General features: G+C 35.7%; 17 protein-coding genes and 3 tRNA genes. 5 read left to right on the forward strand and 15 right to left on the reverse strand.

Translation table 11 applies throughout. The features are described 5' to 3' along the window. Positions 1-66: 66 nt before the first annotated feature. The 3 genes from H5J24_RS04520 to H5J24_RS04530 all read right to left on the reverse strand — a co-directional run bounded on the left by H5J24_RS04520 (position 67) and on the right by H5J24_RS04530 (position 1,145). Positions 67-139 (reverse strand) — tRNA-Phe (locus tag H5J24_RS04520). A gap of 218 nt (positions 140-357) precedes the next feature. Continuing rightward, positions 358-828 carry a hypothetical protein gene (locus tag H5J24_RS04525; protein ID WP_141395718.1) on the reverse strand — a complete coding sequence of 157 codons (471 nt, stop codon included), beginning with the start codon at positions 826-828 and terminating at the stop codon, positions 358-360. A gap of 244 nt (positions 829-1,072) precedes the next feature. Next, positions 1,073-1,145 (reverse strand) — tRNA-Phe (locus H5J24_RS04530). A gap of 220 nt (positions 1,146-1,365) precedes the next feature. Between H5J24_RS04530 and H5J24_RS04535 the strand changes: the two genes are divergently transcribed. Next, the gene (locus H5J24_RS04535) at positions 1,366-1,797 is read left to right on the forward strand and encodes a hypothetical protein (RefSeq protein ID WP_068944202.1); all 432 of its coding nucleotides are present in this window, start codon (positions 1,366-1,368) and stop codon (positions 1,795-1,797) included. A 335-nt stretch (positions 1,798-2,132) separates the two neighbouring features. On the opposite strand, the gene H5J24_RS04540 is transcribed toward H5J24_RS04535, so the two are convergent. The 3 genes from H5J24_RS04540 to H5J24_RS04550 all read right to left on the reverse strand — a co-directional run bounded on the left by H5J24_RS04540 (position 2,133) and on the right by H5J24_RS04550 (position 5,417). Next, positions 2,133-2,205 (reverse strand) — tRNA-Phe (locus tag H5J24_RS04540). Positions 2,206-2,314: 109 nt separating this feature from the next. Then, the gene (locus tag H5J24_RS04545; RefSeq protein WP_068944201.1) at positions 2,315-4,156 is read right to left on the reverse strand and encodes a bifunctional lysophospholipid acyltransferase family protein/GNAT family N-acetyltransferase; all 1,842 of its coding nucleotides are present in this window, start codon (positions 4,154-4,156) and stop codon (positions 2,315-2,317) included. Positions 4,157-4,178: 22 nt separating this feature from the next. Beyond that, positions 4,179-5,417, reverse strand: a complete 1,239-nt coding sequence (locus H5J24_RS04550; RefSeq protein ID WP_068944200.1) for an aspartate kinase — start codon at positions 5,415-5,417, stop codon at positions 4,179-4,181. Between the two features lie 550 nt (positions 5,418-5,967). Here H5J24_RS04550 and fbp point away from each other — a divergent pair. Both fbp and H5J24_RS04560 read left to right on the forward strand, forming a co-directional pair. Then, positions 5,968-6,984, forward strand: coding sequence for a class 1 fructose-bisphosphatase (gene fbp, locus H5J24_RS04555; protein WP_068944199.1), 1,017 nt, complete (start codon positions 5,968-5,970; stop codon positions 6,982-6,984). Further along, positions 6,984-7,988 carry an o-succinylbenzoate synthase gene (locus H5J24_RS04560; RefSeq protein ID WP_068944198.1) on the forward strand — a complete coding sequence of 335 codons (1,005 nt, stop codon included), beginning with the start codon at positions 6,984-6,986 and terminating at the stop codon, positions 7,986-7,988. Before fbp ends, H5J24_RS04560 begins: the two co-directional genes overlap by 1 nt. A 7-nt stretch (positions 7,989-7,995) precedes the next feature. On the opposite strand, the gene H5J24_RS26130 is transcribed toward H5J24_RS04560, so the two are convergent. From H5J24_RS26130 to H5J24_RS04575, 4 genes are all read right to left on the reverse strand, one after another. Continuing rightward, positions 7,996-8,148 (reverse strand): bacteriocin-like protein, encoded by a 153-nt coding sequence (locus tag H5J24_RS26130; RefSeq protein WP_141395717.1) that lies wholly within the window; start codon positions 8,146-8,148, stop codon positions 7,996-7,998. A 46-nt stretch (positions 8,149-8,194) separates the two neighbouring features. Beyond that, complete coding sequence (locus tag H5J24_RS04565; RefSeq protein ID WP_167387026.1) at positions 8,195-8,365, reverse strand: bacteriocin-like protein; 171 nt, start codon at positions 8,363-8,365, stop codon at positions 8,195-8,197. Positions 8,366-8,633: 268 nt separating this feature from the next. Continuing rightward, positions 8,634-8,801, reverse strand: coding sequence for a bacteriocin-like protein (locus H5J24_RS04570; protein WP_167387025.1), 168 nt, complete (start codon positions 8,799-8,801; stop codon positions 8,634-8,636). A 471-nt stretch (positions 8,802-9,272) separates the two neighbouring features. After that, positions 9,273-10,403 (reverse strand): alpha/beta hydrolase, encoded by a 1,131-nt coding sequence (locus H5J24_RS04575; RefSeq protein WP_068944197.1) that lies wholly within the window; start codon positions 10,401-10,403, stop codon positions 9,273-9,275. 153 nt (positions 10,404-10,556) lie between these two features. Between H5J24_RS04575 and H5J24_RS04580 the strand changes: the two genes are divergently transcribed. After that, a complete protein-coding gene (locus H5J24_RS04580) occupies positions 10,557-12,230 on the forward strand; it encodes a glutamine--tRNA ligase/YqeY domain fusion protein (RefSeq protein WP_068944196.1) in 1,674 nt (557 codons plus the stop codon). 83 nt (positions 12,231-12,313) lie between these two features. On the opposite strand, the gene H5J24_RS04585 is transcribed toward H5J24_RS04580, so the two are convergent. From H5J24_RS04585 to H5J24_RS04595, 3 genes are all read right to left on the reverse strand, one after another. Beyond that, positions 12,314-13,210 (reverse strand): 3-hydroxyacyl-CoA dehydrogenase, encoded by an 897-nt coding sequence (locus H5J24_RS04585; RefSeq protein ID WP_068944195.1) that lies wholly within the window; start codon positions 13,208-13,210, stop codon positions 12,314-12,316. An 85-nt stretch (positions 13,211-13,295) separates the two neighbouring features. Further along, positions 13,296-15,236, reverse strand: coding sequence for an oleate hydratase (locus H5J24_RS04590; protein WP_068945168.1), 1,941 nt, complete (start codon positions 15,234-15,236; stop codon positions 13,296-13,298). A gap of 121 nt (positions 15,237-15,357) precedes the next feature. Next, entirely contained in the window at positions 15,358-16,206 is an 849-nt protein-coding gene (locus tag H5J24_RS04595; protein WP_232816067.1) for a helix-turn-helix domain-containing protein, read from the reverse strand. Between the two features lie 306 nt (positions 16,207-16,512). On the opposite strand from H5J24_RS04595, the gene H5J24_RS04600 reads away from it, so the two are divergent. Then, positions 16,513-17,694 (forward strand): MFS transporter, encoded by a 1,182-nt coding sequence (locus H5J24_RS04600; protein ID WP_068944193.1) that lies wholly within the window; start codon positions 16,513-16,515, stop codon positions 17,692-17,694. A gap of 84 nt (positions 17,695-17,778) precedes the next feature. On the opposite strand, the gene H5J24_RS04605 is transcribed toward H5J24_RS04600, so the two are convergent. Both H5J24_RS04605 and H5J24_RS04610 read right to left on the reverse strand, forming a co-directional pair. Beyond that, the gene (locus H5J24_RS04605; protein WP_232816068.1) at positions 17,779-20,571 is read right to left on the reverse strand and encodes a reprolysin-like metallopeptidase; all 2,793 of its coding nucleotides are present in this window, start codon (positions 20,569-20,571) and stop codon (positions 17,779-17,781) included. A 574-nt stretch (positions 20,572-21,145) separates the two neighbouring features. Further along, the gene (locus H5J24_RS04610; RefSeq protein ID WP_068944191.1) at positions 21,146-22,108 is read right to left on the reverse strand and encodes a YpdA family putative bacillithiol disulfide reductase; all 963 of its coding nucleotides are present in this window, start codon (positions 22,106-22,108) and stop codon (positions 21,146-21,148) included. Between the last annotated feature and the right edge of the window lie 72 nt (positions 22,109-22,180).

Below are 22,180 nucleotides of genomic sequence, written 5' to 3' on the forward strand. Positions count from 1 at the left end.
TTATTATGTATCAAAAAATATTGATCATATAACAAAAAAACCTCTGACTGATCAGAGGCTTTAAAGTGGTTTCTCCAGGAATCGAACCAGGGACACATGGATTTTCAATCCATTGCTCTACCAACTGAGCTAAGAAACCATATATTTAGTATTGACTTACTTCGTTGTTTTAAAGTGATGCAAAAGTATAATATTTTGTAATACTGCGCAAGTTTTGATCAGTGTTTTTTTGAAAAAATATATTGATGAGTCCTTTGTTTTGGGGCAATAGTTTGCCTATCAGCGATTTGGCTGGGATGAAGAACTTGTATATTTTTTTGAGTTTTTAAGACTTATCCTATTGATGATCGTTCTATATTAGTTATTTGAGGAAACATCTTTTCTGTAAAAAGTAATATTGTATGATTTTTCAGAACTTCCGGGAAATTGTACTTCACAAAGCTTGGTGAAATATTCTTTTGATTGATAAGAAGAACAGGAATCTCTTTCACTTGAAGTAGAATCTATCAGATTAAACCCTGTCTTATTAATTTCATTCTGTATATTCTCAAAATTATTCTTGTCTTCAGGAACATAAGATATAACAACACTTTGATTATTTAATACCCGCATGACGATCATTGTTCTGCTTAGTTTTCCTTTTTCGTAGTAAACTTGTTTTGTACCATCTCCGGTTGTTTTTTCCTGTCTGAAAACGTAGCCTTTGTGTTGGATGTATTCAATATTTTTATCAACTTTATTATGGGCTAAAAAAGTAAGATCCTTATAACTTAATTGTGCTAAACAAACTAATGGAGATAATAAAAACAGGAGAATTAGATTTTTCATACAATGTAGGATTAAAGATCTAGTGGATTTTTTATATTTCTCAAATGTAAAAAAGTTTTTAAAATAAAAAGTTAACAAAAGAAAGATAGGAAAGCAAAGAATGATGCAGGGCATTTTTTTAAGCAGAAGGATCATTTCCTGATTAGGGGTACATCAAATTGATGGAGGCAATACTGTAAAGGGGGCTATGCAGAAATAATTGCTATAAAATAAAAAGCCCCTGATTATTCAGAGGCTTTTCAAGTGGTTTCTCCAGGAATCGAACCAGGGACACATGGATTTTCAATCCATTGCTCTACCAACTGAGCTAAGAAACCATTACTTCGTTGTTTTTAAAGTGGTGCAAAAATAATGTATTTTTTTTATTCTGGCAATGTTTTTTATATTTTTTTATTTTCAGGGCTGATGTTTTTCTTTTATTGGATTGTATATCAGGGTAGTTAGGATAGGAGCAGGACAATCTTTTTGGATGTCTTTGATGAAACAGCCGGCAGATTAAATAAATACCTTTATATTTAGTAATATTTATAAAAGTTAATGGGAAGTACAATTAATCGGATTTTGATTATTTTAGGTAGTGGGGTAGTAGTGTATTTCGGAATGAGTTTTTTGGTGGCTTCCTGGATAAGTTATTTCTCTTCAGCTAAAAGAATTAATAGTTTACCGAAGGAAAAGATTCTGTTTACTGCATTAAAAAAAGAATATCATTTAACCCAAATAGAAAGATCTCCTGATACAGAACAGAAACTTTTATATCCTAAAGATACATTGGTTTATACTCTTTACCTTTCTACAATAGTTTGTGATCAGAAAAAAGAAAATATAGAACGCATTTCCAGAGAAGTGGCTTATAAGATTAATAGCCTCAATTTAGATCGGCATTTCAACAAATATGAATTGTTTTTTTATTGTAAGGAGCTTCCTCCAGGACTCCTGAGGTATGAATTTTTAAGAAAAAATTTTAAGTAGTTCAGGGTAAGGAATTACAGGAAGTATTTTTAAAGATTTTGATGTACTGACTAGTTACAATAACTTCTTTAAGCGGGAAATTTAGTTTTCATTATTAAAATGTTGTTTTGTCTGTTTATTTAGCCTTTTTTGAATAAGTCATAAGTTTAGCCATTAAAAATAAAAACCGGGCTTATTGCAATGATTTGATGCCTTACAATTAATGAGCTTAATGAAGTAGAGAAGTAGCTTTCAATCTGTCTGTAAAACTGAGTGATGAATATTGTTTTATAATAGGCGAGTTCGTAGCTAAATAAGAAAACAAAAAAACCTCTGACTAATCAGAGGTCTTCAAGTGGTTTCTCCAGGAATCGAACCAGGGACACATGGATTTTCAATCCATTGCTCTACCAACTGAGCTAAGAAACCATTATATTGTTGTTTGACTTACTTCGTTGTTTTAAAGTGATGCAAAAGTAGTAAGTTTTGGTATACAAAGCAAGTATTCATCGTGCTTTTTTTACTTAAACCGGAAAAACTACTGATTATCAGCCGGATTATTTTCCTGCTCCTTTCTGATTTGTTCACTCATTTCTTCTAGTACAGGTTTTATCGTACTTTCAGGAAGGTCACTGATCCTAATATACATCAATCCGTCAATAGCATCGTTGAAGTTCGGGTCAACATTAAATGCAATGACTTTAGCATTTTGTTTAATATATTTTTTGATCAGAACAGGTAATCTTAATTCAGGTTCCAGGTCATCAATAATCTTATCCAATTTGTTAAGATCTGATTCCATTTCGTCAAAGAAAAGACTCTTATCTCTGTCTCTAAGTTTTACCTTATATTCATTTCTCGGAGTGATATATTGAGCCACTGCAGAATCAAAATAATTAGAGCGCATAAACTCAATCATCAGCGACTTGGAGAATTCAGAAAACTTATTCGAAATACTTACACCTCCCATCAGGAATTTATGATCAGGATTTCTAAGGCATACATGTACAATTCCTCTCCATAAAAGGAAAAGTGGTAGTGGCTTCTGCTGATATTCCTGGCAGATATAAGCACGTCCCATTTCAATGACCTTTTTAAAGAAAGGGTGAATGTCCTGCTCAAACTCAAATAAAGAGCTTGTGTAGAAACCTTTGATACCATATTTCTTCATTACCTCTCTACCCAAAGCCATTCTGTAAGCTCCAGCCAGTTTTTTCTCACCATTATCCCAAAGGAAAAGGTGATGATAATGCTTATCATATTCATCCAGGTCAAACGGAAGATTACTTCCTTCTCCTACCGCACGGAAGGTCAGCTCTCGCTGACGTCCAATTTCCCTCATAATTGAAGGGATTTCTTCATAAGTAGTGAAATAAATCTCATAGTTCCCGTTGCTGAAAAGCATTTTTTCTGTTCCCCTTAATTTATCCACATCTTTAATGATGTCCTCTATAGGGGTTTCATCAATAATGTTCTGAACAATATTTTCCTCTTTCAATAAAGGGAATTTTACAGAAAGATTCTGAAGGTTAATGCTCTGAGCTAAAGATTTTCTTTTTTCGTAGTAAGATTTCATCATATAAACCTTACGTTTTAGAAATTCTCCCAGTTCTTCGATGGTTTCCATTTCATCCATCGCTTTTACAGAAATTGGTTTTCCAATCCTGATTCTGATTGGCTTCTCCCTGTCATTCATCATTTCCGCAGGAAGCATAAGCGTCTGTAAACTTGGGTGAAGTTTTGCTACCTGATAAAACAGGCGGCTGTTCTTTGCATGGAAATACATAGGAACAACAGGCACTTTAGCCATTCTGATAAGCTTAAGTGCTGTTTTTTCCCATTCTTTATCTAAAATTTCTCCATAAGGATTGTTCTTGTTAGAAACTTCTCCAGCCGGAAAAATACCTACGCAGCCTCCATCCTGTAGATGCTTGAGCGTTTCACGCATTCCTGAAGAGCTGCTGTAAGCTTCTTTTCTGTTTTCAAAAGGGTTCACTGCGATTACATAAGGTTCCATAGGTTTGATCTTTTCCAAAAGGAAATTTCCCATTACCTTAAAATCCGGACGAACCTCCGATAAGATCTTGCACATCAGAATTCCGTCAATAGCCCCCAGCGGGTGATTGGAAACCAGCACAAATGGTCCAGTTTTCGGAATCTTTGCCAGATCCTCTTCAAAAGCTACATAGCTTAGGTTTCTTTCTCTTACAAATGAGTCGAAAAAGTCTTTGCCTTCCTTATCTTTTAATTTATCGTATAATTTATTTACTTCATTTATTTTAGCAATGCTCATCACAGCAGATGCTACTGGATTCTTTAGGAACCCAATTTTACTTAAGCCGGAAGCTTTGATCAGATCGTTTTTCGAAATTAAACTCATGTGTGTTTAGTCGCAATTAATATTATTGTGTTACCATTTGAAGAGTATTCTTGGAAATTTGTTCCAATAATACATTTTTTTCATGGTAAAATTTATCAATGTGATCCATCTTCGCATTTCTTACTGTGAATAAAGATACATTTTTAATTGCTTCGGTTTTAAAAATTTTTTGAAGCTCTTCGTTAAGCTCTTCAAGATGATTAAATTTATCCTCCAGACATAATGCCAGTGAAATGGCAGAATTCTGCATCAGGGAAACTTTGATTTTATATTTAGATAAGAGTCCGAATATCAGGCTCATATGGTCTTCTGCAATAAAAGAGAAGTCTCTTGTCGAGATTTTTAAAAGGTCCTGATTTTCTTTCAGAATATAAGACTCCTCCTGCTGGTTTTTATCTGAAGCACCTATTTTAGTTCCTTCCTTGGTAGGGTCTACAAAGGATTTTACATAAAAAGGAATGTTTTTTTGTTGTAAAGGCTGCAGCGTCTTCGGGTGAATTACGCTTGCTCCATAATAAGCCATTTCAATAGCCTCTTCATAAGAGATATTAGAAAGCAGAGATACATCACTGAATTTTCTTGGATCTCCGGTCATTACTCCCGGTACATCTTTCCAGATCGTCATGGCATCAGCATTTAAACAGTAAGCAAAAATAGCTCCTGAGTAGTCAGAACCTTCTCTCCCTAGCGTTACTGTAAAATTATTTTCGTCTGAACCAATGAAACCTTGCGTTACATAGCAAAGTTCAGGATTTAAATTGGAAATAAACTCTTCAGTTTTTACCCAGTCTACAACCCCTTCTCTGTAAGAGTTATCTGTTTTTACATAATCTCTTGCATCCAGCCATTGATTGGTAAATTGGATCTCATTCAGGTACTCACTTACGATTTTGGTAGAAATCATTTCCCCGCAGCTTACCACCTGATCATAGACAAAATTGTAGTTAGGAGACTTATTTCTTCTTAAGAAAGAATCAATATCGTCAAAAAAGAGATTGATTTCAGCAAAAACCGCATGATTTTCTGGAAAAAGACCCTCCGCAATCTCAATGTGTTTTCGTTTTATCTTTTCAATCTCAGTTTGATAGTTATCCTTCTTGAAATAAAGTTCTACAACTTTTTCCAACTCATTGGTCGTTTTGCCCATTGCTGAAATTACCAGCAAACATTTGGCAAATCCCTGGCTTTGAAGAACCATGGACACATTTTTTACACTGTCGGCGTCTTTTACAGACGCGCCACCAAACTTGAAAATTTTCATTAAATTGTTAAAAATAAAATTGTTAGATAAAAATTACATGAGTTTTTTACGGACGTCAAAATTATAAATTTACAACGAGATATGAAATAGGCAGGCAATGTGATAGAATTAAGATTTCATTAAAATTACCATGGCTGCATTATTTAATAGAGGTTGAACACAGGAATAGAGAGCATTAAGAGGGAATAAGAATCTTATTTATTCCATACTTTTATTTGATATTTCTTTATCGGGCTGCAAACATGAAATTTGTATTTATTCTAGAATGTATTCAATAGAAATGGACTTTAGTCAAAATCTGAGAACAAGATCAGAAATAAACACAATATAATAAGTACATTTTTTCAATGTTTCATTTCAACCTTTGAGTAAACTGAATTTTTCATTGGTTTGGGATAAAGAAATGGAGAGGTAATCATAAGTTAATCTTTAATATTATGTTTTGTTGTGAGTGTATTGTGTTGATATACAGTGATTAAGTTCTTTTGTAATTAAATTTTCTTAATGCAATAAATTTTCCGAAATTTGGGGGAAAAGTAAAAAAAAAAATATGTCAAATCAGCCATTACAGACTTTAGGAGAATTTCTTATCGATAAACAGGACGATTTTCAATATTCAACAGGTGAATTTTCTCGTCTTCTAAGTGCAATAAGATTGGCTTCGAAAGTGGTTAACAGAGAAGTAAATAAAGCCGGAATTGTAGATATTACAGGAGCTGCAGGAAACCAGAATATTCAAGGGGAAGAACAGCAGAAATTAGATGTAATTGCTAATGAAATTTTTATTACGGCTTTGTCTCAAAGAGAGGTGGTTTGTGGTATTGCTTCTGAGGAAAATGACGATTTCATAGATATTAAATGTGGTGAAAATGGTCATTTAAGTAAATATGTTGTGTTAATTGATCCATTGGATGGATCTTCAAACATTGATGTAAACGTTTCTGTAGGAACGATCTTCTCTATTTACAGAAGAGTTACAGAACCTGGAACTCCAGTACAGCTGGAAGACTTCTTACAAAAAGGAGTGAACCAAATTGCAGCTGGATATGTAATCTATGGCTCTTCTACCATGATTGTTTATACAACAGGAAACGGAGTGAACGGGTTTACATTGGATCCTTCTTTGGGAACTTATTACCTTTCTCATCCTAATATGACTTTCCCAAAAACGGGTAAGATCTATTCTATTAATGAAGGAAACTATATTAAATTCCCTCAAGGAGTAAAAAATTATCTTAAATATTGCCAGATGGAAGAAGGAGATCGTCCTTACACTTCCAGATATATTGGTTCTCTGGTAGCAGATTTCCATAGAAATATGCTGAAAGGCGGAATTTATATTTATCCATCTTATTCCCAGGCACCCAATGGTAAATTAAGATTATTATACGAATGTAATCCAATGGCTTTCCTTGCAGAACAGGCGGGTGGAAAAGCTACGGATGGTTTCAGAAGAATTTTGGAAGTGGAGCCAACAGAACTTCACCAAAGAATTCCATTTTTCTGCGGAAGCATTGATATGGTAGAGAAAGCAGAAGAATTTATGCGTATTGACAGCGTAAAATAATGAAAGCATCCTATTTTAAATATTTATTAGAATTCAAACGCCCGAGTGGAACATCTCGCGGCGTTTTGCTTGATAAGGAGACCTTCATCCTTGAAATTTCAGAAAATGAAAAGAAAGGAGTGGGTGAGTGTGCCATCTTCAGAGGCCTGAGCTTTGATGACAGACCGGATTATGAAGAGAAATTAAAATGGCTTTGTGAAAACATTAACCAAAGCCTGGAGTTTCTGAAAGAAGAATTAAAAGATTTTCCGTCTATTTGGTTCGGATATGAACAAGCATTTCAGAACCTGAAGTTTGGAGCGAATCTTTATTTTCCAAGTGAGTTTACAGAAGGAAAATCTGCTATCACAATTAATGGACTGATCTGGATGGGAGATGTTGCTTATATGGAAGAACAGATTCAGGATAAACTGGAGAAAGGATTTCACTGTATCAAATTAAAAATCGGGGTCGATTGGAAATCAGAGCACGTTATTCTTCAGAAATTAAGAGAAAAATTCTCCAAAGAGCAGCTGGAACTGCGTGTGGATGCTAACGGTGGATTCAGTAAAGAAGAAGCTGTGATTGTTCTTCAGCAACTGGCAGATTTACATATCCATTCCATAGAACAGCCTATTAAAGCTGGAAATTGGACTGCTATGACTGAATTATGTGCTCAAACACCAACTCCAATTGCTTTGGATGAAGAATTGATCGGAATTACAGATCCTGAAGAGAAGAAAAGACTTTTAGAAACAATAAAGCCACAGTATATCATTTTGAAACCAGCCTTAATAGGTGGTTTTGCAGGATCTGATGAATGGATTTCGCTGGCTGAAGAGCAGAATATTGGCTGGTGGATTACTTCTGCATTAGAAAGTAATATTGGTCTGAATGCTATTGCACAATATACCTTCACAAAAAAAAGTCCAATGCCGCAAGGTTTAGGCACTGGAGCTTTATTTACCAATAATTTTGAATCCGGCTTAGATCTCAGAAATGAGCTGTTGTGGTTCAAAATATAAAAATGAATTAACAAGTTGGGTTACCTGAGTGCTCCCAATCCCATTCTTTGCAACATCTGGCTCTAAAATCCCATATGTTGCAGCCTATGGGCACTACCGGAATATTTCCTCCGTTAATAGTTTTTAACTCTCTTTTGTTTAATTTTTTTAGATTTTTCATGATTGTTATTAGTTTGGATTGATATTATTATCTAGTGATGAAAAAATTAGCCACAAAACGGAGGGGGTGCATCCGGGCATGTAGGACTGTTACAATATTCAGTTTGCCACTCTCTACAGCATCTTTTTCCTCCATCCCATGTATCACAGCCAATAGGAATATCTCCTCCTTTAACGGTCTTTAGCTGTGCTCTCTGAAGTCTTTTTAGATTTTTCATAGTTGATATATTTTTAATGAATGATAATTAGATCTGATTTTGAAATGAAATTATTCTGGAAATATAAAGATATTCACATGTTCTGAATCCCAACATGTACAGTGTTTTGTGAAATCATTCCATGTCATTACTAATAAAGGATCATTAATAAAAAAGTCCAATACCACAAAGTTTAAGGTATTGGAGCTTTATGGGGAAAATTTTTGAATCTGGTTTTGTCTCATAAATGAGTTGTTTTTTGATTCAAAATATAAAGGTGAAAGAGTGACTAGCAATATGGAGGTGGTGAATCCGGACACGTAGTACCGCCACAGTAACCTGGAGCCCATGCTCTGCAGCATCCTTCAAGTGGATTCCAGCTATTACATCCCAGAGGAGGTCTTCCTCCATTAATTTGCTTTAATTCTCCTTTGTTTAATTTTCTTAGATTTTTCATTGTTAATATTTTAGTTTGTTTGATAAGTAAATATCCAAAATCATTTTAAATTATACAACATGAGGTGAGTTAATTTATTGATTTTTAACAGAATGATAGAATTTTTGTATTAATATGTCAAATATGAGAGCTTAAATAGATCAACCAATATTCATAAAAATAGTCACAAAGAAAAATTCCTGCAAAATGATGTGTAGGAATAATAAGAGCGTTCGGAGATTCTTAAAGGATATAGTAATTGTTGGCTCGGATAGTCTATTGCTTTTTTTAGATTGTTGTAATTAAATCACATCTTTTACGAAAATGGCTTTCTTTATATAAGTTAAAATATAAGAAAACCTTTTTTTAATCTTTTTCATGATAAAAAAATTGTAATTCTCTATTATTTGAATTGGCAATCATTATGCCATCTTTCAAGTTTGAATCAACTTTAACATTGGTTTGGTTTTATAATATTTTTTTAATTAATCATTAAGAAATAATTGTGAAAATATTTTCGTTATTTTTAGTTCTATTGCTGATAAGATTTCGATCTATTCCATATAAATTTTGAAAAATATCATTCTGAACCTGTGAACTGGAAAGGTATCCCCAATGATTTCCAACTTCATATTTAAAGCCGCTCAATACATCATCTTTCACAAAAGTACAGTCGATGATAGAAACAATATCTTTATAGGGTGTAATATCACTCGGTCCGTTTTTTCCCAGTCTTGGAGTAAGGATGTTTTTCGTAAACTGTGAGGCTCCCAGAATCAGATCCTGCCTGTTCAGATAAATAGAAATCCGGTTGGCAAGCAATGGTAGTTTATTAAAAGAGTCTTCAGAATCTTCAAATACTTTATAAGAAACATCGGCATTCAATAGTAGGACCTGATCAATAACTCTAAGAATATTTTCCCTTTTAAGACTGTATAGCATACTTTGAAGGACTCTGTTTCCAAGAGAATGAGTCATCATGTGAATTCTTTGGTTACAAGGAATCAGATCACGGTTTGAAAAAATATCCTTTAAAAATTGAGTGTAAAAATAGAAGAGTCTCAGCAATGATGTTCCGGAGTTGATGCTGGATGCCTTGTCATCAAAATAACTCAATGGAATAATACTGCCGGAAGCCGGCCAGCTTACAAACAAAATATGCTCAACAGGAGAGGCCGGATTATCAATGAATAATCTTTTAAGATCAATCATTGCTTTTAATTCATCATCAAAATCATACAGATAGCCGTGGATAAATATCAGTACATCACTTCTGTCTTTGGTGGCAGACATATTTTTGTACAGTTCGTAGAATAGCTTTTGAGTTCCGCCAAGATTATTGGCTGTAAGTGGAGATTCTTTGATGCCTTTTTCTTTCAATAAAACTTCCAGAACGTCTTCATAACCTTGCTTTTCAGGCTCGGAGAAGAGTTTGTAATTCAGGATATTTCTATTGGTATAATCTTTTTTCTTTTTGGCCGCAGCGGTAGGTTCCTTATAATTGTCAAAATCACATTTTGCGATCCTGAAATTAGGAATTGAATATTCGTCATTGGAAAAAGAATCTACTTTTTCGCCTTTATGACGAATGATTTTCCGATTGCTTAAGATATAAACAGCCATAAGCGATAATTTGGTACGATGGTTTTAGCTTTTCCTAAATTAATGAAAAATACTGAATTACAATGTATATGACTGAAAAATTATCATTTTCAAAAACGCTTATTTTTCCGTAACTTTGTACCACTTTTTTTGCTATAAACAAAAGCTAATTTAATGGAAGAAGAAAAAAAATCACTCAATTTTATTGAGCAAATTATTGAAGATGATCTGGCAAACGGTTTGAACAAGGATCAGATCCGTTTCCGTTTTCCGCCTGAACCTAATGGTTACCTGCATGTAGGGCATACAAAAGCCATCTGCATCAACTTTGGGCTGGGTGAAAAATACAACGCTCCTGTAAACCTTCGTTTCGACGATACGAACCCTGAAAAAGAAGAACAGGAATTCGTAGATTCTATCATGAAAGACGTTGAATGGTTAGGTTTCAAATGGGATAAAGTTTTGTACGCATCCGATTACTTCCAGCAGCTTTACGATTGGGCAGTACAATTAATTAAAGAAGGAAAAGCTTATGTAGATGAGCAGCCATCTGAAGTGATTACTGAGCAAAGAAAAAATCCTGCAGAACCAGGAATTGAATCTCCATACAGAAACCGTCCTGTTGAAGAGTCTTTGGATTTATTCGAAAGGATGAAAAACGGAGAATTTGAAAGCGGTTCCATGTCTCTTCGTGCAAAAATCGATATGGTTTCACCTAACATGAATATGCGTGACCCTGTGATGTACAGAATTTTGAATAAGCCTCACCACAGAACAGGTACGGCTTGGAAAATTTATCCAATGTACGACTGGGCTCATGGTGAATCCGATTATATTGAGCAAATTTCGCACTCGCTTTGTTCTTTGGAGTTTGAAAATCACAGACCATTATACAACTGGTATTTAGATCAGGTTTACGAAGAAGGAAAGGTTAAAAACAAGCAGAGGGAATTTGCAAGGATGAATGTTTCCTATATGATTACTTCCAAAAGAAAGTTACAGAGATTGGTCGCTGAAGGAGTGGTAACAGGATGGGATGATCCAAGAATGCCTACCATTTCCGGGATGAGAAGAAAAGGATTCACACCCACTGCTATCAGAAACTTTATTGATAAAGTAGGAGTGGCAAAAAGAGAAAACCTTATCGAAATCCAGTTGCTTGATTTCTGCGTACGTGAAGATCTGAATAAAGTAGCTAAACGTGTGATGACCGTAGTAGATCCTGTAAAATTGGTGATCGAAAACTACCCGGAAGATAAAGAGGAATGGGTGGAAACTGAAAATAATCCTGAACAGGAAAATGCAGGAACCAGAGAAATTCCTTTCTCAAGAGAATTGTATATTGAACGTGAAGACTTCAAAGAAGAAGCTAATAATAAATTCTTCAGACTGAAATTAGGCGGTGAAGTTCGTCTAAAATCAGCATACATCATCAAAGCTGAAAGAGTAGAGAAGGATGAAAATGGAGAAATCACAACCATCTATGCTACTTATGATGAGAAAAGTAAGTCTGGAAGCGGAACAGAAGAAAGTTTAAGAAAAGTAAAAGGAACACTTCACTGGGTATCTGCAAAACATGCAATTCCTGTAGAAGTAAGAATTTATAACCAATTGTTTACAGTAGAACAGCCTGATGCTGAAAAAGATGTAGACTTCTTAAACTTCATCAATCCTGAATCTGTAACTACAGTTCAAGGTTTTGCTGAACCAAGCCTGAAATATGTTGCTGTTGGAGAACCGCTTCAATTCCAAAGAATCGGATATTTTACAAAAGATCAGGATTCTACGGATGCTGCCTTGGTATTCAACCGTACGGTAACACTAAAAGATTCTTATAAGCCTGAATAATTTTCAGGAATCATTATAAAATAAAAACAGGACTTAGAAATAAGTCCTGTTTTTTTATAGTTTGAAGTATGATTTTTTCAAATCTATTTCAGGAAATCTTTGTCCTGATAAGAAGGATTAGGATATTTATAAAATCCTTCACCAGTCAGAACACCCAGCTTTCCTTTATCAATATAATCTTGTTTTAGTTTTTCAACAGCTTTTATCTTTAGCGGATCCTGTGTTTCTTCTGCTTCCATCTTGTTGATGTTATAGGCTGTGTTAATTCCCACAACGTCCAGAATTCCAAACGGACCTGTAGGAGCACCAGTAGCTACCATCCATGTTTTGTCAATTGTTTCAACATCCGCTACTCCGTCTACCCAAAGATTCACAGCTGCGCCAAGCAATGGAACAAGCAATGAGTTGACAATATATCCTGGCTGTTCCTTGTTGATTGGCAATGCTACCATACCAATGGCTTTGGCAAATTTTATAACAGAGTCAAATACTTCCTGTGAAGTTTCAGGATGACGCATTACTTCTCCGGTATTATGCTTCCAGATTTCATTGGCAAAATGGAGCGCTACAAATTGTGCAGGTCTTCCTGTAGCTTCGGCAAACTGACTCGGAAGGAGAGTGGAAGAGTTGGTTGCAAACACTGTTTTTTCCGGAGCCACCTGGGAAAGCTTATGATAAAACTCGATTTTAATATTCGGATCTTCAGGAACCGCTTCTATCAGAAGATCTGCATCTTTTACTGCCTCAGCAAGATCCGAAGTATAGCTAAGGTTTTTAAAGGCTGTCTCCAATTCCTTCGGTGTCGCATGTAAATCTTGTTGATATGCTTCACTTAAAGCCGTGAACTTCCTTTTGGCTTTTTCCAATACCTCATCATTGATATCATAAACTGTAACTTTAAATCCGTGATAAGCTGTCTGGAAGGCAATCTGATATCCTAATACACCACTTCCGGCTATCGTTATATTTTTAAAATCCATAAGATTTATTTTTGTATTGAAGAAGTTGTTTTAAAAGTAAATGATAATATACTTTTAAAACAACCTTATGTTTATAGAGTGTTGATTAACCTTTTATTCCTTTGATCCAGTCCTGAAATTTACCAACCTGCTCCATAAAGAAAGATTCATGTTCTTCTTTTTCTTCAGGACGGTCAACCAAGATATGTTCGAAGTAAGTGTTTTTCAGAATCTTTCTTAAAATTCCCTCTCCCAGGAACGGCTTATAGTCGTTTAATGCCTGAGTGGCTTTTAATAAATGTCTGATATCATACTGCAGCGGGTTAATATCCGGAACCTGTTTGTTGAGGTTAAGAAGATTGTATACTGCTATTCTGGCTGTTCTTACAGAACTTTCCATCGTGAATACCACATCATTATTGGTTTCTACAAACTGTCCTACCAATCCTAAATTGGTACAGCCTTCAGGAACTACTCTTGGGCGGTCTCCCTGTGCTCTAGGCATAAACATAGAGGTGATATAAGGCATAAAGGCAGTACGGACGATGGTGTTTTCAATAACGTTATCAAGCTGATCCGTCATTCCAAGGTGATGGCATAATTCCGCAAGGATCTCGTTTCCGGTGCATTCCGGCATTGTTTTTTTAACATGATTTCCTTCTTTATCCATCAGTAAGGCATACACCCATACTACAAGAATATCATCTGGCTGGGTAGGGTAATGCGGCTGTCTGTTGCAGGTAAAACTCATTACCCAATTAGAATCAGTAATTGTGATAATACCTCCTGTAGCTGTTTTTCCTGAGTAAGGGTCATTCACACATAATTCTTTTAATTTCTCCGTAAATGCAGATGGACGGCAGGTTAACGTTGCAGATTCCCATGAAGATTTTTCAATATGGCTGCAGAACTTTTCAGGCTTCCCGAAGACTTCAGATTTGGCAGCAAGATTTTTCCATAATTTCCATCCGGCGCTTTGTCCTGCACTGCTGTTGTCTATGGTCACTTCAGGAACAGTCGTATTATCTCCGTAAAAAGTACTTTCCGTCATAGATCCTGTGGTAACAATCACATAATCATCTTTACCAATAGGTATTCTGACTTCTTCTCCGTTTTGTTCGGTAATGATCCCCTCTACGGTTTTTCCTTCAGTATTAATATGAACATCAAGATCTTTTACCAAAGTATCAAACTGGATCTGTACTCCTTTTTCTACAAGGAAATTTTTTAAAGGAGTAACAAAAGTGTCATACTGGTTATATTTAGGGAATACAAGACATGAGAAGTCTTTCATACCGTCAATAGCGTGAAGGAATCTATGCATGTATAACTTCAATTCCAATAAGCTGTGCCAGTTTTCAAAGGCAAACATAGAGCGCCAGAAAAACCAGAAGTTACTGTTCAGGAAAGATTCTGAGAAATAATCTTCAATGCTGAGGTCGTCAAGCTCCTCTTTTTTCTTTAATAAAAGTTTGACAATAGCCAGCTGATCTTTTTTCTCTAACCCGAATTTGCTGAAATCCTGAATTTGTCCCTGATTATGAATTAATCTTGCCTTTGAATAGTTGGGATCATTATCATTAACCAGACGATATTCATCCAGTACACTGTAAGGGGCTGGCAATTCCAGAGCAGGAATATCCTGGAACATATCCCATAGATTTTCATAAGTCATATCCATTTCACGGCCACCACGGATGATGTATCCATCTTTTGGATTCCCGGCTCCGTCCAGTGAGCCGCCTTCTATGGCAAGTTGATCTAGGAAAATAATGTTTTTACCGGGAACATGGCCGTCGCGGATGAAATAGTAGGCTGCGGACATCCCTGCAATGCCGCTTCCTACGATATAGATTTTACTGTTTTCGTAGGATTGTAAAGGAATTCCTTTATTTCTTTGATAGTTTCCGATCTGGTCTGAAAAAGGCATTGTCTTTTCAGGAGTGTTAATCTGAACTTCCTTGCTGGAGTCCGGTTCGTGGTTTACTTTCCCAAACTGGTCAGAGGTATTTAAAACTTTGTCGAATTTTGAATTGATCGTACTCATTTTTATATTGTTTTTAATGAACATTATAAAGGTACTTCTATTCAAAATGCGATGGATATCCCTAATGTCAGAATTAGTGTCCCTAAATTCCTATGACTGGATATTTTCCGTTATTCTGTATTCAGAAGGAGAAAAGGAAGTGTGTTTTTTTGAAAAAACGGCCAAAAGCTGAAGTAGAATTGAATTGAAGTTGAAAAGCAATTTCTGAGATCGTCAGATCCGGATTTCCCAACATGACATAAGCTTCTTTTAGCAGTGCTTCATCAATGACCTCGTGAGGGGTTTTTCCGCTGGATTTTTTAATGATCTCAATAAGGTATTTGTTGGATACGCAAAGCTGATCGGCATAGAACTGAACAGTTCTGTACTGTCTGATATTTTCACGGATCAATTGACTGAATTTAAGGTAGAGGTCCTTTTTCCCTTCTTCCTTGTCTGGGGCTGAATTATGTTTAGCTTCCATGATTTCTGCCGTTTCCAGCAGGAGATTAAAAATAATGGTCCGAACAATTTCTTCAGTAAATTTTCCTTGTCTTCTGGATTTCTTTTTGAGATAGTCCAAAAGATTTTGAAGTACCAATGAGTTTTTGGGTGTTGTTTTTACAATGCTGTAGGAACCTTTTGAGAATAGATTCATTTTCTCTACAATAAAAGGATTTGATATATTTTTGATCAGAAAATTTTTGTCGAAGAATAATAGTTTCATCATAAAATCCTGGCTGGTTTCCATGAATTTTACAATAGTAGAAGGAGCGGCAACCAGAATACTGTGTGCGTCTGCTTTATACTGGCGATGGTCTATTTCAACACTTACTTCTCCTGCAGTACAAATACAGAGTGCATAGTAATCCATTCTGAAAGGGACCTTAGGGAATTCAAAAATAGGTTTTCCGGAGGAGATATAGTAGGATTGGCGGCAGTCAATACTGTAAAAAGACAGAGTATCATGTAAGTTTTCGTAGGTTATCATTCTTACGTATTGATTGATTTTTTATAAGTATTTTTTCTGTATTTAAGGCTATTTGGCCTATTGTTACTGCAATTTACGAATTTTATAAATGGTTTTCAATCTTATATATCGAAAATATTCGTTTTTATTAAGGTACAGTTCATAGTTTATTTTTATGGATGTTATTTATAAAAAAGGCTTAAAATAAAGGTGGTTGAGGCTATTTTTGTCTAACTTTGCATTTTCAAATTTTTCCCCCAAAATATTATTGTGAAACTAATCAACATTTACACGAGTTCTTTCAAAGGACTCTCGCAGGAGAGTTGGATGCTGGCGTTGGTAATGCTCATCAACAGGGCTGGTTCTATGGTACTTCCTTTTTTGGGAGTTTATATGACAGATCATTTACACTTTAGCATTGAAAATTCAGGGATTGTCCTGAGCTTTTTTGGAATCGGTTCGGTCATTGGTTCATGGTTTGGTGGAATGATCACTGATAAGATTGGAGAATATAGGGTACAGAGTTTGAGCTTACTGCTCAGTGTGCCTTTGTTCTGTATGATTCCTTTATTTAAAACAGAAATAGGATTGGCGGCAATTATCCTTGCTCAGAGTATTGTAAGTGAGACCTTCCGTCCTGCAAACTCCGTGGCAATCACAAAATATGCGAAACCTGAAAATATAACCCGGGCTTTTTCACTAAATCGTATGGCGGTTAATTTAGGATTTTCTATAGGTCCCGCATTGGGAGGCATCCTGTCTGCTATTTCCTATGAATTCCTCTTTTACAGTAATGCTTTGGCTGCTTTATTAGCAGGATTGATGTATATCTGGTTCTTTAAAGGCCGTGCAAAATTAGCTAAGCAGGAAGCAAAAAAAGTAAAAGAAGCAATTGTTATCAAAAAAGAAAACTCGCCTTATAAAGATACTAAGTTTTTAATTTTCTGTTTTCTATGTATGTTGTTTTCGATTTGTTTCTTCCAATTATTCAGTACGCTGACAATTTTCTATAAGGATACGGCCCATTTGAGTCAACAGAATATAGGATATGTTTTAGGATACAGTGGCTTTCTGATCGTTCTTCTTGAAATGGGCTTTGTACAGCTTTCAGAGAAATACTTTACATTGGCCTTTACGATGTTAATCGGAACATTTATATGTGGATTTTCATATGCCATGTTAGCTTTTGATTACAGTATGATTACTTTATTAGTTTCCATGACATTGCTTTGTATTGGTGAGATCTGGACCCTTCCATTTATGTCTACTATTACTGCACTTCGTTCAGGAGAGAATAACAAAGGGGCTTATATGGGACTGAATGGGATGTCGTTTTCTATTGCGTTTATTATTACACCTTATATAGGAACATTGATTGCTGATAAGTTAGGTTTTAATATTTTATGGATTGGAACAGGTATATTGGCGACAGGGATTGCGATTGCATTTTACTTTGTTATTCCGTGGATGATTAAAGATAAAAAGAAAGTAGAAGGAGATTTGGTGTAAAACTATAACCATTTCTTGTACAATATACAAACCCCAGCCGAAATCATTTCAGCTGGGGTTTTCTTGAAAATAGAAATCTGATCTTTATTTGATAATAACTTTTTTAGCCACTTTTTTACCACCTGCATTGAAGACCATAATGTAGTTTCCTTTGGCAAAGCTGGTCAGGTCTATTCGGGTATCATTGGTAATACCGCTCTGACTGTGTACCAATCTTCCTGCAATATCAAAGATGTGAACCTCTGATGTAGTATTTTTCTTCATCAGCACATTGAATTTTCCATTGGATGGGTTCGGATAGATTTCGAATCCATCTTTTTCTATCGCTGTATCACTTACTGCGAGTGTAGAGATTGGTTGTCTGGTACAAAGTTCGATGGCGGCAGTCTTTACAGTTCCTGAAGAAGTGTTTGCTGTAACATTGTTCAGTACATCTGAAGTATGCAGTGCTTTGATAATCCAGTTTCCGTTTGGACTTTGGCCATAATATTTGCTCAGATCCAGTCTTATAGGCTCTATATGCGGATTGGCTCCCAGATTATTACAGTTCATCACAGGAGATTCTCCTTCCTGGTCAAAAGTTGCTTTAAGTACATTGGTTCCGGAACAATTTCCTAACCAGAATATTTGCTCGTTTTGGTCACTCGGACTTTTGATTTTTAATGCCGATTCTTTAATATCAGTATAAGTAAGATCCATGATGATATTGATGTCTTCAATCAAAGTTGTGTTGGAAACATTAATATTTATACTGGCCGGTGAACCAGGGCTGAAAGCAAAAGTTCCGTCAGCCGGATATTGGGTACAGTTCATCGTTATATTATACCCAATAGCAAATGCCGGGCTTGCAGCATAATAAATATTTCCTACAGATTCTACAATGATAAATGCCTTCTGTGAAGATGTGGAAGGAATGGTGATCATTTCCTCTCCATCATTAGAGGTATTGGAAACAAGCGGTGTGAAGGTAACTCCGCCATCTGTTGAGATCAAAATATTTACAGACTGAGTGTTAATCGGTGCAGCATTGGTTCCGGCAACATTCCATTTTAAAAGATGAGAGGATCCTGGCGAATAGTTTTGGTTTAGTGAGAGGGATGTAATTTTGAATGGACCAGTGCTTGCATCTACATTTACGATGGCTTCATCTGTTGCTGTCTGCCCGCCACCAGTAGCATTATCTCTTACCAAACTTATGAATTTCATACTTCGTGCCACATCAGAGGTCATATTCCAGGTGCTGTATAAGCTGCCTTCAAGAACTTCGTTGAGTGGAGGTAAGTATCTTGTAGGGCTTGAAGTGGGAGAATATACTCTAAAATTTGGATTTAGAGCAGAATTACGATCAGGATAGGTAAATTTCATTTTGGGAGCAATTTGATTTTGTACAACACCTGCCGGATTTAAAAGCAATTCAATGAAATCTACTTCAAAATTTGGATTAGGTGCAGCAATATCTGACTCTTCCCAGGAGTAGGTTAGACTATTATTATCAGGATCAGTTCCAGTAGCAGTCAACTTAAATGCTGTTCCCTTGGGAATTGTATAATCAGATCCTGCATTTACTGTTGGGGGATTATTGGCTAATTCTGTTATAGTAGCACAACTGGTTGTTTTGACATATTTGTTGATCTGGCTGATGCTATAATGCAGAAACTGGTCATTGAATTTATCCGCTACATCATACACGCCTGTTACCCCAGGATATCCCATAACAGTTACTCCGCTTCCTGTCTCCCTATTAGCACCTGTTTCAGGTAAAATTACCTGAGCGGATTGAGGTTGACCCAAAAACATCGGTATTATGGTTACATTTTCAGGTTTTGAAAAGGTATGGTTGGCACCAAACATATGTCCCATTTCGTGAGCTGCTGCAATTGCATAGATGAATCCTTCGGGAGTAAATCCGCCAATATATGCGAATCCACCATTACACACGGAACCTATTTCAGAAGCTTTTCCACCGCCTGTATTCTGGTTGGAAAATAGCATTCCCAGATCATAATTACCACTGCCGATAGTATTATTAAGGGTATTTTTAATTTCCTGATCTAATGTTTGAGAGCTTGCATATGTTGAATATGGATCTGTCGTTTTATCCAGGAAAATAAGTTGATCATTATTGGCCACCAGATTCATATGTATGGAAAGACCTCTCTCATAAACAGGATTAATATAACTCATTAAGTTATTGATAGCTGCTATTGAGTTAGCAAGAGTACCACCATGATATTCACTAAATTCCCCATCAGTAGATGCTGCCAGTCTATAGGTTCTGAATCTTTGGTCATTGGTATTATCAGTAGGAAATACTTTGGCTGCAGCGCCAGCATTTTTTTCCTGAATCTGACATTCGAAATTATTGATTTTTGAAAGCATTTCCGGAACTGCCGGGCTAACCAGATATATGGAAGCATCTTTTGTTGCTGGTTCAATTACCGTTGGTTTTTGGCCCGGGCTGAATATGATGATATTCACTCCTTTTGGGGAAAGACCAAAGCTGATGGTTTTCCCAGGATCATTTACAGATGTTCCTCTGTAGGATTTAATATCGGGGAATTTTGCTGCCAATTCCGGAGCCATGTTTGATGTTTCAAAGACACTGTATTTTTCAAACTTTCCATCTAATCCGGGAAAGTCTATGGTTACAGTAGATTGGGTTGCAGCCCCTGTTTTTGATACAGGAGCTGCCTGTAATGCTGATTTCAGTTGATTGATATCCAGGATATAGGCGTTGGAGTAATCAGCTCCTATATTCCTTTTGGATTCAATTACATTCCTCTCATTAATTTTTGTCTTTTTCCAGAAGCTCTGCGCATACAGGCTTTGGCCTCCTATAGCAATAAAAGCCAGAAGTAGGTAGATTTTTTCTTTCATGTTTTTTTCTGCTATTAACTAGATAATAACTTCATTAAAAATATGAATTTATATCATATTTCAGAGATATATTATTTTATGTTAAGTTATTGGTTTTCATTTTATTGTGTTTCTATTTTCGTTGAAAAAGCATATTGTGTTTAAAAAACAGAATGCTTATTTTTATGGACAATAAATTTTTTTGAATAAAGCCATAATTATATGAAATTATAAAGCAGCCCATCTTTGAGCTGCTTTACATTTATTTTGTAAAGAATTGTAAATAGGGGGAATTTACCGTTAAAATATAAGTTGTTTTAGCTTATATTGTTTTCATTGTGTTTACCAATTAAGGCCGGATCATTATAAAAAATATAAGTCATATTACTGCAGGTTGCATTGCTAGAGATGGGTGTAAAAACGCGAATATCAGGATATTTAACTTATCCGTGCCCATGTTTGCAACTCATGACCGGAAGAAGGAAACTAATCCAAAAAATAAATGGTTATAGTTCGTGTTTCTGCATTTACCTCACCATCTTTCAGCCACTTGTTAATATTGATTTTACATCTAGAATTACGATCGATCTTCAGGTTATTTAGACAGGATCGAGTGGATAATCATCCCGGCATGAATCCTTGAATTTTCGATGAACCAAAGATGGGTATCCTTTCCGCCGCAGACCACTCCTGCAAGATATAGATTAGGGATATTCGTTTCCATGGTTTCAGGGTTATAAAACGGATTCATACAATCTCCATTCAGGTCAATTCCGGAATTTTTCAAAAATTGAAAATCCGGAAGATAGCCGGTCATGGCCAATACAAAATCATTTTTAATTTCATGAGTCTGGTTGTTTTCATCCTTAAAAATTACGGAATTTTCTTTTACTTCCATCATTTCAGCATTAAAATAAGCCTTAATGCTTCCTTCCGCAATTCGGTTTTCAATGTCTGGTCTTACCCAATATTTTACACTTTTTGAAATCTCGGAATGGCGGATAACCATAGTCACTTCTGCTCCTTTTCTATAGGTTTCCAGAGCAGCATCTACTGCTGAATTGCTGGACCCTACGACTACCAGTTTCTGTTTGGCATATGGATAAGGTTCCGTATAATAATGTTTTACCTTCGGAAGTTCCTCTCCAGGAATATTCATCAGGTTAGGGAGATCATAAAACCCGGTGGCAATCACTACATTTTTAGCCTTATAGTTTCCTTTTGTGGTTTCAATATCAAATACATCAAGTATTTTGGATACATTCAGTACTTTTTCATAGAGACGAATATTCAGCTCTTTTTGTCGTGCAATGCCCTGGTAATATTCCAAAGCATCCTGTCTTCCTGGTTTGGGAGCGGTGGAGATAAAAGGAGTTCCATCAATTTCCAGTTTTTCAGCAGTTGAAAAGAACCGCATGTATAAAGGGTAATTGTACAGCGAGTTGACAATGGTTCCTTTTTCTATGATTAAATAATTCAGGTTGTTTTTCTGGGCCTCAATAGCACAGTTGATGCCAATAGGGCCTGCTCCTATAATAAGAATATCCAAAATTTCCATATTCCAAAGGTACAATCTAATTGGGAGAAAGCCTTCATTGAAACAATGAGATTGCTGATAAATAAGAGCCAA

This window comes from Chryseobacterium capnotolerans, from assembly GCF_021278965.1.
GTDB lineage: Bacteria > Bacteroidota > Bacteroidia > Flavobacteriales > Weeksellaceae > Chryseobacterium > Chryseobacterium capnotolerans.

What these genes read in the sequence shown, in the direction of transcription:
- H5J24_RS04525 (WP_141395718.1), bottom strand. Translation starts at nt 828, where the DNA reads ATGAAAAATCTAATTCTCCTGTTTTTATTATCTCCATTAGTTTGTTTA.
- H5J24_RS04535 (WP_068944202.1), top strand. Translation starts at nt 1,366, where the DNA reads ATGGGAAGTACAATTAATCGGATTTTGATTATTTTAGGTAGTGGGGTA.
- H5J24_RS04545 (WP_068944201.1), bottom strand. Translation starts at nt 4,156, where the DNA reads ATGAGTTTAATTTCGAAAAACGATCTGATCAAAGCTTCCGGCTTAAGT.
- H5J24_RS04550 (WP_068944200.1), bottom strand. Translation starts at nt 5,417, where the DNA reads ATGAAAATTTTCAAGTTTGGTGGCGCGTCTGTAAAAGACGCCGACAGT.
- fbp (WP_068944199.1), top strand. Translation starts at nt 5,968, where the DNA reads ATGTCAAATCAGCCATTACAGACTTTAGGAGAATTTCTTATCGATAAA.
- H5J24_RS04560 (WP_068944198.1), top strand. Translation starts at nt 6,984, where the DNA reads ATGAAAGCATCCTATTTTAAATATTTATTAGAATTCAAACGCCCGAGT.
- H5J24_RS26130 (WP_141395717.1), bottom strand. Translation starts at nt 8,148, where the DNA reads ATGAAAAATCTAAAAAAATTAAACAAAAGAGAGTTAAAAACTATTAAC.
- H5J24_RS04565 (WP_167387026.1), bottom strand. Translation starts at nt 8,365, where the DNA reads ATGAAAAATCTAAAAAGACTTCAGAGAGCACAGCTAAAGACCGTTAAA.
- H5J24_RS04570 (WP_167387025.1), bottom strand. Translation starts at nt 8,801, where the DNA reads ATGAAAAATCTAAGAAAATTAAACAAAGGAGAATTAAAGCAAATTAAT.
- H5J24_RS04575 (WP_068944197.1), bottom strand. Translation starts at nt 10,403, where the DNA reads ATGGCTGTTTATATCTTAAGCAATCGGAAAATCATTCGTCATAAAGGC.
- H5J24_RS04580 (WP_068944196.1), top strand. Translation starts at nt 10,557, where the DNA reads ATGGAAGAAGAAAAAAAATCACTCAATTTTATTGAGCAAATTATTGAA.
- H5J24_RS04585 (WP_068944195.1), bottom strand. Translation starts at nt 13,210, where the DNA reads ATGGATTTTAAAAATATAACGATAGCCGGAAGTGGTGTATTAGGATAT.
- H5J24_RS04590 (WP_068945168.1), bottom strand. Translation starts at nt 15,236, where the DNA reads ATGAGTACGATCAATTCAAAATTCGACAAAGTTTTAAATACCTCTGAC.
- H5J24_RS04595 (WP_232816067.1), bottom strand. Translation starts at nt 16,206, where the DNA reads ATGATAACCTACGAAAACTTACATGATACTCTGTCTTTTTACAGTATT.
- H5J24_RS04600 (WP_068944193.1), top strand. Translation starts at nt 16,513, where the DNA reads ATGCTGGCGTTGGTAATGCTCATCAACAGGGCTGGTTCTATGGTACTT.
- H5J24_RS04605 (WP_232816068.1), bottom strand. Translation starts at nt 20,571, where the DNA reads ATGAAAGAAAAAATCTACCTACTTCTGGCTTTTATTGCTATAGGAGGC.
- H5J24_RS04610 (WP_068944191.1), bottom strand. Translation starts at nt 22,108, where the DNA reads ATGGAAATTTTGGATATTCTTATTATAGGAGCAGGCCCTATTGGCATC.